The following is a 13,393-nucleotide window of genomic DNA, read 5'->3' as shown; positions in this document are numbered from 1 at the left end:
CGGGTGTCGGGTGCCGGGTGTCGGGCCCGATCCGGCCGGCGTGTCCATGGGCACCGGCCTCGACGCCGTCGTCGATGCCGATCACCCCGCCGTTGGTGGTGCCGAGCGCCACCAACAGGAACCGGTGTCGAGCGGCCGGTTCTGCTCGCTGGGGAAGGAACCCTTTCGTGAAGGCCCCGTAGCCACAAGGCAGCCGACGCCCACCGCATCCGCGTCCCGCCGCTGTCAGGGAGGCGGGCGATCGTGCGGCGGGACGGCCGAACGAACCGACGCTGATCGATCGGAGCGTCTGCATCCTTCGGCCTACCGCGGTCTCGGCCCTGTGGAGGACGATCTTGCGGCACCGCCGCGAGAGGCTTGATCCGTGCGAACAACCATCGGATACACCCTCGAAAGCATCGGCTACGTCGTAGGAGCCCAGGGGCTTGTCAGCTTCGCTTCACAGACCTTCTTCGGCACGGAGTGGGGCTGGCTGCACAAGGTCGTCGACCTTCCGTCCGCCGCTTACCTCGGCATCCTCGTCGTGGGGCTGGCGCTCGTCGTCAGCGGCGTGAAGACGCGGAAGACGGCAGAGCGGAGGAAGGTCGCCTGACCGACGTGCATACACCCGCGACTCCCCGTTCCGTGCCGTAGCGGTAGAAGCCCGCAGGCCGCCCGCCGCGCGACGCCTTGGCCGGCCGACGGCGCGTACGCAGCCCAACTGACCGGCTTCAACGCCAAGGCCGACGAGGAAGGCTCCCTCGTCGCGTATCCGAACGGAGTGCATCAGGGCTACAACGCCCTCCCTCGTCTGCTGTGGCAGCGAGGACGACACGCAGACGAGCGCGCAGTGCTCGAACACGTCCTGTCGGCGGATTTCGTCGGCGCGCCGCAACTGCGGAGTCAGCTGGACCGTACCGAGGTGATCGCCGTCTGGGGGCCCGACTCCGTGAGCGTCGACCTGCAGGTCGCGGAACCTTGCGAGCGCGCAGCACTGCCGAAAGAGCTCGTGCCCGTAGACGCACACGTCCATGACACGTCCGGCGCCTACGTCGGCGAGATCCTCGTGTGGACGGACCAGGGAGCCACGCTCGCAGCCCTGGAGTTCGCCTGGGTCACCGACGAGATGCCCACGTCGCTCCCGGCCATCGTGGACGGCCGGCTCAGCCGTCCGGCCTGACGGCCGTTCCCATTCACCGTCACCGCCCGGCCGGCCTCAGTGCCGCCAGACGACTATGGCGTGACCGTCGCGGGCTGCGCCGCCGAAGAAGTCCTTCTGCCCTCTCGCCCGCCGGGCCGGGGAGCGGGGAGCCGGTAGAGGCGGAGACGGGACTACAGGCGATCCGCGCGGGCAGGAGGCGAGGCGATGGTCCTCGTGATGCGCGAGAGGTACGGGTAGTCGGTGTAGCCGTTCTCGCCGCCCGTGTACATCAGGCCTTCCTCGCGGACGGGGTTGACGGAGGCGCCGGTCCGCAGACGTTCGACGAGGTCGGGGTTGGCCAGGAAGGGGCGGCCCAGGGAGATGAGGTCGGCTCCGGCGGCGAGGAGCCGTTCGGCGGCGTGGCGCCCGCCGTCGGCGGGCAGGGGCCGGCCCCAGCCGAGCACCGGGTTGGCGATGAGGGTTCGCGGCCAGGCCTTGCGGATGTCGTGGAAGAGCGGTTGGTCCGGGTCGGCGAACACGACGTGCAGGTAGGCCGGGCCGATGGCGTTCAGGGCGGCGACGAGGGCGGAGTAGATGTCCTCGGTGTCACCCTCCTCGATGCCGTTGACGGTCAGGCCGGGGGCGATCCTCACGCCCACCCGGTCGGGGCCGATCGCGTCGGCGACGGCCTGGACCACCTCGACGACGAAGCGGATGCGGTGGGCGACCGGTCCGCCGTACGCGTCGGTGCGGTGGTTGGTTCCCTTGGCGAGGAACTGGTGCAGCAGATAGCCGTTGGCGGCGTGCACCTCGACACCGGCGAAGCCCGCGTCGACGGCCTTGCGCGCCGCGGCGGCGAAATCGGCGACGGTGGAGCGGATGTCCTCGACGGTCATCTCGCGCGGGACGACGGCCGTTCGGGGGCCGCTCGCCGTGTGGATCGGCTCGGGCAGGGGGATCGGCGAGGGTGCGACGGGCGTGAGCCCGCTGTTGTCGGGGTGGCCGACCCGGCCGCCGTGCTGCAGCTGCAGGAACATCCGGCCGCCGGCGGCGTGTACGGCGTCGGTGACCTGCCGCCACCCGGCCACGTGGGCGTCGTCGTGGATGGCGGTGATGTTCGGGTAGGTCTGTCCGACGGCGTTCGGCGTGGAGGCCTCGGCGATGATCAGGCCGGCCGAGGCCCGCTGGGAGTAGTAGGTGGCCATGAGGGGGAGCGGGACGCCGTCGGCCGTGGCGCGGTTGCGGGTCATCGGCGCCATGACCAGGCGGTTGGGGAGTTCCAGCGGGCCGAGGAGGGCGGAGTCGAAGAGGCGGGATTCAACCGGTGCGTTCGTCATGCCCGTACGGTAGAAGTTGACACTGGTGTCAGGGGCAAGGCCGTGACCGGCGAACGGGGTGGGGAATGCGGATCGGTGAACTCGCTCGGCGCAGCGGGGTGAGCGACAGATCCCTGCGCTACTACGAGGCGCAGGGCCTGCTGGCGTCCGAGCGCACGCCCGGAGGGCAGCGCGACTTCGGCGAATGGGCGGTCGACCGGGTCATCCGCATCCAGGCGTTGTACGCCGCGGGGCTCACCAGCAAGAAGATCGCGCGGCTGCTGCCCTGCATGCGGGACACGGACGGCGCGCCGAGCGAGATCGCGACACCGAGGCTGCTCGAGGAGCTGCACGCGGAACGCGAACGCATCGATCGCACGATCGCGGACCTGATCCGCTCCCGGGACGTCCTCGACGAGGTCATTTCCGCCGCGGCCTCCTCCCACCCGGCCGGCCTTCACCTGGAGGCATCGAACGCCGCCGTGTGATGCGCACACCGCTGCTGCCCTCGGCGTACCTCACTGTCACCGGTGAGGGCGCCCCGGCCTCGGACTCCCACGACTGCTCAAGGCCGTAGCCCGATGTGCCTGAGAGCGACCGCGCTGAGGTCGGCGATGGCTTCCCGGTCCCCCTGACGCCAGGCGTCGGCCCATCCGCCCGGCGGGACCGGCAGTTTGGCCAGCCGGCCGGGGGGACCGGTGAGCGCGCGCAAGGCGAGCAGGTCGGCACCTCCGGGGGCCTCGGCGAGGCGGCGCAGAGTGCTGCTGCGCCGGATCCAGAGGAGGCGCGGCGGGAGCCAGAGCAGCAGGACGAAGAACACCGGAATGACGATGAGAGCCGTCGTGATCACGTTGGCGACCTGGCTGACGGTCTCCTGGAGCGACACTCCCGCGTCGGCGAAGCCGGAACCGGCGTCGGCCGCGGCCTGGAGCGGCTTCTTCAGGACGCCACCGATGAGCGGCACACCCGACGCCGCGTCTCCCGCATTGCCGAGCCCCTCGGCGAGGCGGTCACCGGAACTCTCCACCCTGCGCCCCGGTTCGGCCAGCAGCATGATCGTCTCGCGGACGACAAGGGCCGCCCACACCGCGACGGCGATCAGGGCCACGGCGATCAGGTCCACGAGCACCTGGAGGTTCCGACGTGCGGGTGTCTGGGCGTAGAGGCGCAATGGATGACTCCCGTTCGAGTGGTGGCGTCGAGGAGGTCCGGCCGCCCGGGCCACGACGCGGCCGGCCGGTCGTCGGATGCAACTCTTCCACGGCGCCTGACGGACAAACATGCGACACACGAGGCACTCCGACCCACCATCGGGAAGCCGGCCCGCACGGCATGCCAGACCTCGACGTCGTTCTCCGCCGGGAAGCGCTGCTGCCCTGGCTGCCCGCGCTTTGAGGTTCCGCCGGGAGGGGGGCCTCCAGTGTCTCGGGGCACCCAGGGCACCCAGGGCACCCAGGGCACCCAGGGCACGGCCCGGCGCTGAGCAGCGCATTCACAAGTCGTTGATCGGATGTCGATCTGTGTCGGGCACGGTGATCCGAGACCGGAACGGACCACAGCAATTCCTCGAACAGGTGATGGACATGCTCAAGATTGGCCTGGGATCCCCCCAGTACGGATTGTTCACCGACCCCGCCGTGATCTCGGAGTTCGCCGCCACGGTCGAAGCGATCGGCTTCGACAGCCTGTGGGTGGGCGACCGGGCCCTCGTCCCGACCGAGCCCCGTGACCGGTACCCCGGCGGCGGTCCCGTACCGGAGGAGCACCGCACGTTCCTGGACCCCATCGTCACCCTGTCCTTCCTGGCGCACGCCACCCGACGGCTGCGACTCGGGACCAGCACGCTGAACGCGCCCTTCTACTCACCGCTCCTGCTCGCCCGTTCGCTGACGTCCGTCGACATCCTCAGCGGGGGGCGACTCGACATCGGCTTCGGGCTCGGCTGGTCGTCCGACGAGTACGAGGCCATCGGTGTGCCGTGGCGGGGGCGCGGGGCTCGGCTGGAGGAGATCCTGGACGTCCTGGATCATGTCTGGTCCGGTTCGTCGGACGAGCACAACGGGGCTTTGTGGCGTATACCGAGTGCGCACATCGGGACGTTCCCCGTGCAGCGTCCCCGCCCGCCGGTGCTCCTGGGCGGTTTCACCCCGGCCACGCTGGAACGTATCGGCCGTCGCGCGGACGGCTGGGCGGGAGCAGCGATGCCGGTGCCGCAACTGGCGCACGTCATCGGCCAGATCAGGCAGATCGCGGAGGCGAACGGACGTGACCCCGAGGCCCTGCGCACCGTCGTCCGGGTGAACCCCGCGGTGACCTCCGAGGCAGCCCCGAGCGACGCCGTTCCGCACCGGGGGACGGTCGTACAGGTGTCGGACTACCTGCTCGCCGCCCATGCGGCCGGGGCCGACGAGGTCCTCGTCGACCTCCAGCAGACCGCGCGGAACGCGGAAGAGCTGACGGACCTCGCACATCGCTTCCACGACCGACTGAGCAAGGGCTAGGACGGGCGAGGGGCGTGCCGACGCGGTCGAATCGAAGCCGGATGTCCACGACATGGTGGCGGTAGTGGTGCTTCGGAGCTTCCGCCGGGACGTAGATCTCGACCAGTTCACGCAGGGCGAGCCGGCCGGCGCGCCCCCGCCGGGGCGATGGGCAGGTGGCCACCCATGGTGGTCCCTCGTTCCTCGGCTCGGTCAGGCGGCGAGGCGGTTGATCTCGGCGGTCCGCAGGATGTGGGGCTCGGCGCCGTGGAGGCGGGTGGTGGCGAGCATCGCGCGGCCCACCTGCTCGGTGCTGGTCACGTAGCGCGGGGCCACGCGGCGGATGACCGGGTAGAGCCATGAGGTGAGGCGGTACATCACGCGGTACCAGCGCGTGCCCGATGTCTCGCCGTGGATGGGCTGGATCCATCCCGGCCGGAAGGCGTAGGCGTGCATGTCCATGGCCAGGAGGGCGTTCTCCGTGCGCCCTTTCACGCGGGCCCATGCCGAGCGCCCCTGTTCGGTGCTGTCGGTGCCTTCGCCGGAGACGTAGACGAACGTCAGGTCGGGGTTGTCGACGGCGACGACGCGGGCGGCGGCGAGCGTGTAGGAGTAGGTGATGGTCTCGTACTCGGCGGCGTCGCGTCCGGCCGCGGAGACGCCCAGGCAGTAGAAGCACGCGTCGGCCCCGGCCAGGTCGTCTGCGATCGGGGCGAGATCGGTGAAGTCGGAGTGGAGGACCTCGCGGAGCTTGGGGGCGGTGCGACCGAGCGGGCGGCGGGCGACGGCGAGGACCTCGGTCACTTCGGGGTCCTCCAGACAGGCGCGCAACACACCTTGGCCGACCATGCCGGACGCCCCGAACAGGATCACCTTCAACGCATGGCCTCTCTCGGGTGGTTCGTGCGGGGACGGCGCGGCTGCGACCGCGGGCGCCACGGCAGGCACGTAGGTCCACGACGAGTAGACGGCATCGCGGCCGGCCGGGCGAGCGGCCACGCCGGGTCGTGAGAGGGGTCGCGGGGCAGGTGCGGAGCGGTGGTCTTCGGAGGGGCCGGCGCCGTTCTCGCCCGCTGCTCTGAATTCGTAGGGTTCCGGGGTGGGGGAGCGGTGTGCGTGAGCACGTGGGCCGGCCTGTGTGGACGGCTTTGATGCTCACGAGTCGCTCCCAGGGGGCGGCGAAGGGGGCGGCGAAGGGATCGACGAAGGGTTCGGCGAAGGGGGCGACAGACCAGGGCGGGGCCTCTGCCGCACTGGCGGCGGCCTACGCTGGGGGTGGGCCGACCGGATTCGGCGACCGCGACCGCACCTGTTGCTCCTCGGGCGGCCCGGTGCACTGTATCCGCCATATAGGCATTAGGTTAGGCTGACCTTGCCTGACGTGCGGACCGGGGCGTGCGGGTTCGGCTTCCGGCGCCGCAGGTGGGACCCAGAGGACGGATCGGACAGAGGCGGGGCGCAGGTGAGAAACGGTGACCGGGCTTGTGCCCGTCGTGCGCCCGGCGAAGCGGGACGCCCCGTGCGAGTGATGCGGGACGCGGGTTCCGACGCGGTGCCCGGGACGAGGCGCCGTGGATAAGATCGCGCTCACGGCCGGAGCCCTCTATGTCATCGTCCTGCTTCGTGCGGGAGGGACGTTCGCCGTCGGGTGGCTCGCCGGCGCCGGTGCCCGGCGCAGCAGGTTCGCCGGGCGGATCTCTTCGGCGAAGTTCGGGCGCGCCGAGCGGGCGATCCAGCGGTGGGGCGCGCCGGTGGTGGCCGTCTCCTTCCTGACCGTCGGCTTCCAGACCGCCGCAAACTTCCTCGCCGGCAGCATGCGCATGCCGTTGCCGCGCTACCTCCCCGCCCTGTTCGTGGGCGGAGCGGCCTGGGCGCTGGTCTACGCGACCGCGGGGCTTGGGGTGCTCGAAGTGCTGGGAAGGCTTTTCGCCGAGCGGACGGCCCTCGGGGTGTCCGCCGTGGCAGTCCTCCTCCTCGCGGTGTGCGGGGTGGTGGTGTACCGCAGAAGAAGGGCTGTCCCGTCCTCCGCTGACACCGTGGCCGAGGGATCGTGAGCCCTTCCCGCGAGGGCAGGGGCGCCTCGACGGGGGAGACGTACACCCGGCAGTCGGCTCCTCTTCCGAGTCGTCCTCCTGAGAGTGCAACAGCAGGCTGACTGCCCGCCGGTCCGCGGGTGGGTACCGGGTGAGCCCCGGCTTGTCCCGCGCCGGCGCGGGATCGGCCCGGCTACCGCGCATCAGCCGCCGGCTGTCGGTGCCCGCTCCCCGGCTGGGCGGAACCGGGTGCGGAGGCTGCTGGAGACCGCTGCCGGCACGCCGATGGCGTGCCGGCAGAAGGCTGTCGTCGCTCTTGTCGGCAGCTCGCCGCCGGATAGGTGGCGAGCCGCCGGTGAGCCAGGGTCAGGGCGCCTCTTTCAGGCGGGTGAGGGTGAAGATCAAGGACTCGACGTGCTCGGGTGAGCCCTCGCTCCCGTCCGAGAAGTCCGCGAACTCAAGGACCACGTCATCCTTGTCCCTGCGAGCCTTCACCTTCTCGCCGAGGCCGACCGCCCAGCCGCCCTGCATGGAGTACTCCCGGGACAGAGCCTCCTTGGCGGGCTCCGGAACCGACGGGATGCGGTACGGCTCCGCGCCCGCACTGTCGACGCCGTCCATGGTGACCATGAGGCGGGAGACGTCGTACTCCCACCGGCCCGAGAGTCCCAACCGGGTCTCCGACCACTGTCCGTCGCCGGTGATGGTCAAGATCCCTTCGATGCCCGTGTTGGTCGTGAACCTCCAGGAACCCTCGGCGAACGCGGTGACCGCCTTCTCCACCGGACTCCCGCACCCCGACACCGCGGAAGCGGCGATCCCCGCCAGCAGGTACCGCAGCGCTGCCCGACGGCCCACTAAGCCGACCAGATCACGCTTCCTCATACGATCCTCCCCCTCCCGGCCCCCGTTCGGGACGCCAGGCTCATCTGATACCAGAAGGGGCAAGACTGCGCCGCTCTGCCGGCGCTGACAAGACCAAGACGTGCGGGCCGCCCTCCGCTTGCCGCCCGAGGCGATGCCCGCCCTCGGCTCCTTCCTCCCTTGAGGCCGTCCGCCCAGGCAGGGGAACGCCTGCGGCGGGCGCCGCGCGCTGGGGTCCTTTATGAAAGTGCTGGTCACAGCCACTCGTTGATGGCTGTGACCAGCACGGTCGCCTCGTAGCGGACCGCGAGTTCGTCGTACCTGGTGACAACGGCGCGGTGGCGCTTGCGGCGGTTCATCCCGCACTCGACCGCGTGGCGCTTGCGATGGTCGGCCGGGTCGAAACGCGACGGGCGGCCGCCACGGCACCTAGCTTTCTGCGGGTGCGCGCTTGGTCGGCCTTGTCCGGGAGGGTGCAGCGGATCCCGCGGCGGCGCAGGTAGATGCCATCGATCAACTGCCGCCGAGGCCAGACAGACGGCCGCCCCGCCCTGGTGCCCTTCGGCAACAACGGCTCCAGCCCCGCCCACTGCTCGTCCGTGAGATCTCCCATGAACCGAGATCATTCATCGCTCAAGATCCACTTTTGATACGCGGCCTAGTAGGCCGCGGCCGTCTTCGGGCTCGGGCCGTAGGCGTTCTGGTGCTGCTCGCCTTCGGTGGCGAGGAAGACGATCAAGATGATGCCGCCGACCACCGGTATCAGGCCGAGGAGGACCGACCAGCCTGAGCGGCCGGTGTCGTGCAGGCGGCGGACGGTGACGCCCAGGTGCGGCAGGAGCACGGCCAAGAAGTAGATCGGGTAGAGCAGTGGGAAGGTGCCGATCGCGAGGTCGACTGTCGCGACGATGATCACCGCGATGATGTTGAACAGGAAGAACATCCAGTGTTCCTTGCGGCGTGCACGTCCACTGAACAGCACGTACTTCTTGAGAACTTCGAGGTACCAGTTCATTTTTCCCCCATTGATCATGTATGGCGAGCGGGAGCCTGTCCCTGTGGAGCGCGCTGTGAGATCGCGTTCTCGGCGGCAAGTACCCGAGATCGTCGACTGTCGCCCGAGTTCCGCAGTGAGGCACTCCTGCAGGCGCGGTACAGCGCTGCGAAGTGTACGTAGGAATCGAACGCAGGAGTGCAGTAACCGGCCAGGTGGGGAAGGGAGTTCGCGGTCTCCGGGGTTGGGTGAGGCCCATTGCTTAGCACGCTCTTGGCAGGGTCGGGCAGGCCGCCTGTGGGGCAGCGGTCGGTGTCTGCCGACATACCGATCGTGTGGGCTGCTGGCGCAGGATCGCGTGGTTCATGCGTTCGGCCTGGCGGATACCGAAGGCCTCCCCATCGACGTGGCTGCCGCCCGCGACACCTCGAATGTCCCCGACCTCCTCCACCACGCCCTGGCAGCCGCACCACGGAGCGCAGCCCCACTGAAGCTGCGCGACCGGTGCCAAGAACTCGACGAGGAGCGCTGAACCCCAGCGCGCACAACGGCAGGAATTCGACGATGCCTTGGCCGTGGTCGACCGCTGGCGGTAGCAGGGCGGCGCCGCATTCACCGGGGGAACTCCGCCCTCCAGCTGGGCCGCCTCAAAGGCTCGATCTGCTCGGTCCTGAACGCCAGTCGAAACACACGGTGCGTCCCATGCGCACCCAGCCTTCTGGAGGTCTTGTTCTGGGGTGGAGGCGTCGGGCAGTACCTGGTCAGCTTCAGGCGGTGACCGTGAGGAGGTCGACGACGAAGACGAGTGTGGAGCCGGCCGGGATCAGCGGTGAGGGTGACTGCTTGCCGTAACCGAGGCGCGGGGGAATGATGATCTCGCGCCGTCCGCCGACTTTCATTCCCCTGATGCCTCGGTCCCAGCCCTTGATGACTCTGCCGCCGCCCACGGCGAACTTGAATGGCTGGCCGCGGTCCCAGGAGGCGTCGAACTCCTTTCCGGACGCGAAGGTGACTCCGACGTAGTGAACCTGGACGACTCTGCCGGGCTTCGCCTCGGTCCCGTCCCCGACGATGAGGTCCCGGATGGTCAGCTCGGTGGGAGGGTCACCCTCGGGAAGGTTGATCTCGGGCTTCGTCGGTTCACTCATCGCGGCCTCGCTACTCTCCGCCGGAGGCCCGGGTAGGGACCGACCGGGCGCGTGGTCGCTCCACGCGGCGGATGGTCACGTTACCGAGATTGCCGTTCCCGTGGAGTACGGCGAATCCCGCCGCGCAGGGCTCTGAGCCGGAATTCCGTTCGATGGTCCACTTCCGCCCCAGCCACTCGTACCCGAACCAGCCGGGTAGCGGACGAACAGCGCCCCTCGACCGCTGCGCCGGACATGTGGCTCTCGCGCAGGGTGTCGGCCTCGGCCGGGAGGGCCGGGAAGTGGGCGTTCGCGTTCCTTGCGTCCGCGCCGTACCCGGCGTCCGCGTGTGCGGACGACGGGCTCATGGACTCAGCGATGCCTGAGAGGACGAGGACTCGGGAGCGGCCCGGGGCGGTTTCGTCACAGGCGACCATCACGTCGACCTGCCCGAGTGGGGAGTGCGCCAGGGAGATACTCAGGGTGCGCGGGATCTGGAGGCGGTGGCGCTGCCCGTCAGGTGCAGCGCGCCGAACTCCTGCCGGCCCCGGCGCGTGATGGCGCGGGTCGCCGCTGCCCTCGGTGACGCGGAACCGGTCCAGTTCGCCGAGCGGCACCCGGTGAGCCTGTCGGGGTGTCGGCGGAGGCCTCCGGGGTGGCGGCCGTCGAAGCCGCTGATGGCCGACTGGCGGGCTGGCCGGCTGTCACCCCAGCGGGGTGAGATCCGCCCACATGGCCACGGCGTCGGGCGAAAGCGGTACGACCTCTTCCCCCTGCGCACTGTCGTCCTCGTCCCACCACACGCCCTGGCCGGACGCCAGGACATGCCCGTCCTCGCCGGTCTGCCAACGGCCGCGCAGGACGTAGAACACCCCGCCATGTCCCGACGGCGGCACGACCCGACCGGCGACCCGCTCCACCCGAGCGGTCCAGTACCCGCGCCGCACCATGATGTTCAGAACCCGGCAGCCACCATCGGGGAGTTCGGCGGAGAGCGCGAGGTCACCGGAGAACGCAACCGGCTCACCCTCGCGTGCCGGCAGCCGCTCGAACACCCCGGGACAGGTCAGCAGGACACCGTCGCCCGCCAGCAGGGTGAGTGTCCGGTCGACCCCGCCGAATGCCGAGAACGGCCCGGCCCGGTCGATATCAGCGACACTCGCACGCCACCCGAAATCCTCGGCGCCTACGGGCCGGGAGGCGATTTCCCTGGTCGCGCCGCCGCCGTTGCGCCACCGGCCCGGGGTCAGTGTCTCGACATCGAAGTGGTGCATGGGCGGGCTCCTGAGCTGCGTGCGGTACGGATACGGATACCTCTGAGTGGCGACACGGCCCGACGGCGGCACCTGCGCTGAAGGGCTACCGCAGTGTCCCCGTGGGGCGAGCCGTCTGCGCCGGGGCCCGTCGACGCAGTGTATGCGGACCTGCCGGCGACGCCGGCGCCCGAGCCGGTGCTGCCGAGCGGGGCACAAGGGCAGGTTCACGGACGTCGGCGACGTCACGCCGAGTCCGACCCGCCGGGGGCCGTGCTCGGGTGGGCACCGGCAAGGCCGGCCTTCTCCATCCGATGAAGGCGCGGAAGGCGTCGATCGCTCCGGTGCTGGGTGCTGGGTGCTGGGTGCTGGGTGCCGGGTGTCAGAGATGGCCGTCGAGGAACTCCCGGACCTCGGTGGTTGTCGAAGGCCCCGTGCCGTGCGCCACCGGCTCGCCGTCCTTCACCAGGACGTAGGAGGCGGCTCCGGTGATCCCGAACCGCGCGGTTGCCGCCGGACAGCGTGTGATGTCGGTCCGGACGGCCGTGAGGCGGCCCGCGTACTCGTCGGCGATGCCACCGACGACGAGGTCCATCGCCCGGCAGGGCTCGATGGCCTTGGGCCATGTCCCGGTGAAGTACGCGAGGACCGGGACCGCGCTCATTCTGAGGATGAAGTCGAACTCCGCGTCCTCACGGGGCTGGTGAACCCGCTTCGCCATGGAAGCTCCTGACCTCGTGTTCCGTCTTTCCACCCCCATCATCCCCCGCGAGATACGGCGGGCCGACCAGGACACCGGGCCCCTCCACGCCGCGCCACCCCCCGGCCGGACTCCGCGGCTTCGGTTCGCGGCCTTTCGGTCCAGCCTCCCCCCCGAGCTTCACACGGTGCCTCGCGCTGGCGCGGAGCCCCGAGCGGGCGCGGAGCCCCGCCCCGACCTCGCGCGCCGCATGGACGACTTCCCCCACACCCTGACCGCCGGCATCGGCGATGCGGCCGTCCGGCACCTGGTCTTCGATCCGGCTCTCAAGCACTTCGACGAGGCGTACCGGCCCGGTGACGGCATTGTCGAGGACCCGCAGCTGCGGGCAGGCTGGATGCTGCGCGAGGCGGACGAGTGGCCGGGTGGCCCGAACGAGGCGCGCCGCGTGCCGCAACCTCGCCGACCGTCTGCCGGCCGCTCTCGTTCCGGTGCTCGGAACGCCCTGGCCAGGACCGGCCTTGAAGGTCAGGCGGTGGGGCGGCGCCGGGCTTGCAGCAGCCGGACACCCTTGACGACGTACGTGGCGGCGATGAGTGCGAAGCCGACGAGGGCGAGCCGGAACCAGGACTCCGCCACCGCAAGACCCAGCATCAAGCCGCCGAAAGCGAGCAGGTTGCCGACGCCGTCCAGCAGGCCCCAACGCGCTGCGGAGCGCACCGCCGGATCAGGTCCGCTCATTCGGCGGACGACAGGAACAAGGCCGAGAACCTGTAGGACGGCCAGGCCAAGAACGATCCATACGAACCAGTCGGGTATGTCCACGCGCGCACTGTGCCGTCCGCCCCCTAAGACTCCTGAACTTCGAGGTGAACGAAAGGCGAAGTCCGGGTGTCTTCACGAGGTCTCGACCGCGCTGCGATCGGCTCAGGCCTGGCGCCGGCACCGCCGCAAGGCGGCCGATGTCCCTCTGACGGCAGCCGGCCGCATGCCCGGACCTCGGGACACCGGCAGGCACTGGCCCGTGCCTGCCGGCACGCGGCCGGGTACCACCGGAGGGAGGCGTCGGCCGGTCGCACGCCGCCGTCAGCGTGCCACGTGGGGTGGACCGATGTTCGATCAGTTGGAGATCAGGATGTTGCCGCCGGCTTCGGCGCGAGCCAGTACGACGCCGAGGTGGCTCGTGCCGAGGCGGACCACTGGTGACGGGTCCCTTCGTAGCCACCTGCCCCGGCTCACTCTCGCCGCCGCACCCGGCGCTGTCGTCGTGGCCAAGGCCGAGGCGGTCCGCTGCGTCGCTGACCGGAACTGGCCGCGGTGCGGCAGCGGTACGCGACCTGCCTCGACCGGCCGGCACGGCGGGAAGGGCCGGCCCAGGTCTTCGACCTCGGCGGCGCCGCCCTCCGCCCGACGGGGGGAGACGGTGGCGCCGGCGTCCACGAAATATCGACAGCCTGGCCTTTCCACCGGGTCCCTGCCCTCGCGCAGAAACTTCAGCTGACGGCC

General features: G+C 70.5%; 14 protein-coding genes. 5 read left to right on the top strand and 9 right to left on the bottom strand.

The window, feature by feature from the left end; all coding sequences use genetic code 11:
• Positions 1–364: 364 nt before the first annotated feature.
• Both E0F75_RS31630 and E0F75_RS31625 read left to right on the top strand, forming a co-directional pair.
• Positions 365–592: a hypothetical protein gene (locus E0F75_RS31630; protein WP_229314389.1), complete on the top strand. Its 228-nt coding sequence runs from the start codon at positions 365–367 to the stop codon at positions 590–592.
• 237 nt (positions 593–829) lie between these two features.
• Complete coding sequence (locus E0F75_RS31625) at positions 830–1,159, top strand: hypothetical protein (protein ID WP_229314388.1); 330 nt, start codon at positions 830–832, stop codon at positions 1,157–1,159.
• A 152-nt stretch (positions 1,160–1,311) separates the two neighbouring features.
• On the opposite strand, the gene E0F75_RS31620 is transcribed toward E0F75_RS31625, so the two are convergent.
• The gene (locus tag E0F75_RS31620) at positions 1,312–2,457 is read right to left on the bottom strand and encodes an alkene reductase (protein ID WP_229314387.1); all 1,146 of its coding nucleotides are present in this window, start codon (positions 2,455–2,457) and stop codon (positions 1,312–1,314) included.
• A gap of 65 nt (positions 2,458–2,522) precedes the next feature.
• Here E0F75_RS31620 and E0F75_RS31615 point away from each other — a divergent pair, with 65 nt between their 5' ends.
• Positions 2,523–2,924 carry a MerR family transcriptional regulator gene (locus E0F75_RS31615; protein ID WP_229314386.1) on the top strand — a complete coding sequence of 134 codons (402 nt, stop codon included), beginning with the start codon at positions 2,523–2,525 and terminating at the stop codon, positions 2,922–2,924.
• A gap of 77 nt (positions 2,925–3,001) precedes the next feature.
• Here E0F75_RS31615 and E0F75_RS31610 read toward each other — a convergent pair whose 3' ends face one another.
• Positions 3,002–3,607: a hypothetical protein gene (locus tag E0F75_RS31610; RefSeq protein WP_229314385.1), complete on the bottom strand. Its 606-nt coding sequence runs from the start codon at positions 3,605–3,607 to the stop codon at positions 3,002–3,004.
• Between the two features lie 412 nt (positions 3,608–4,019).
• On the opposite strand from E0F75_RS31610, the gene E0F75_RS31605 reads away from it, so the two are divergent.
• A complete protein-coding gene (locus tag E0F75_RS31605) occupies positions 4,020–4,937 on the top strand; it encodes a TIGR03619 family F420-dependent LLM class oxidoreductase (protein WP_229314384.1) in 918 nt (305 codons plus the stop codon).
• A gap of 192 nt (positions 4,938–5,129) precedes the next feature.
• On the opposite strand, the gene E0F75_RS31600 is transcribed toward E0F75_RS31605, so the two are convergent.
• Positions 5,130–5,789, bottom strand: a complete 660-nt coding sequence (locus E0F75_RS31600) for an NAD(P)H-binding protein (RefSeq protein ID WP_229314495.1) — start codon at positions 5,787–5,789, stop codon at positions 5,130–5,132.
• Positions 5,790–6,487: 698 nt separating this feature from the next.
• On the opposite strand from E0F75_RS31600, the gene E0F75_RS31595 reads away from it, so the two are divergent.
• A complete protein-coding gene (locus E0F75_RS31595; protein WP_229314383.1) occupies positions 6,488–6,970 on the top strand; it encodes a DedA family protein in 483 nt (160 codons plus the stop codon).
• A gap of 345 nt (positions 6,971–7,315) precedes the next feature.
• Here the strand turns inward: E0F75_RS31595 and E0F75_RS31590 are convergent, their stop codons facing one another.
• From E0F75_RS31590 to E0F75_RS31565, 6 genes are all read right to left on the bottom strand, one after another.
• Entirely contained in the window at positions 7,316–7,834 is a 519-nt protein-coding gene (locus E0F75_RS31590; protein ID WP_229314382.1) for a hypothetical protein, read from the bottom strand.
• Between the two features lie 637 nt (positions 7,835–8,471).
• The gene (locus E0F75_RS31585) at positions 8,472–8,828 is read right to left on the bottom strand and encodes a DUF805 domain-containing protein (protein WP_229314381.1); all 357 of its coding nucleotides are present in this window, start codon (positions 8,826–8,828) and stop codon (positions 8,472–8,474) included.
• Positions 8,829–9,574: 746 nt separating this feature from the next.
• A complete protein-coding gene (locus tag E0F75_RS31580) occupies positions 9,575–9,955 on the bottom strand; it encodes an FKBP-type peptidyl-prolyl cis-trans isomerase (RefSeq protein ID WP_229314380.1) in 381 nt (126 codons plus the stop codon).
• 683 nt (positions 9,956–10,638) lie between these two features.
• A complete protein-coding gene (locus tag E0F75_RS31575; RefSeq protein WP_229314379.1) occupies positions 10,639–11,208 on the bottom strand; it encodes a HutD family protein in 570 nt (189 codons plus the stop codon).
• A 361-nt stretch (positions 11,209–11,569) separates the two neighbouring features.
• Positions 11,570–11,908, bottom strand: a complete 339-nt coding sequence (locus tag E0F75_RS31570) for a co-chaperone YbbN (RefSeq protein ID WP_229314378.1) — start codon at positions 11,906–11,908, stop codon at positions 11,570–11,572.
• Between the two features lie 507 nt (positions 11,909–12,415).
• Complete coding sequence (locus E0F75_RS31565) at positions 12,416–12,712, bottom strand: hypothetical protein (protein ID WP_229314377.1); 297 nt, start codon at positions 12,710–12,712, stop codon at positions 12,416–12,418.
• Between the last annotated feature and the right edge of the window lie 681 nt (positions 12,713–13,393).

It is taken from the genome of Streptomyces sp. CB02980, from assembly GCF_014451325.2.
Classification (GTDB): Bacteria; Actinomycetota; Actinomycetes; order Streptomycetales; family Streptomycetaceae; genus Streptomyces.
This window is presented reverse-complemented; position numbering and strand designations above follow the sequence as displayed.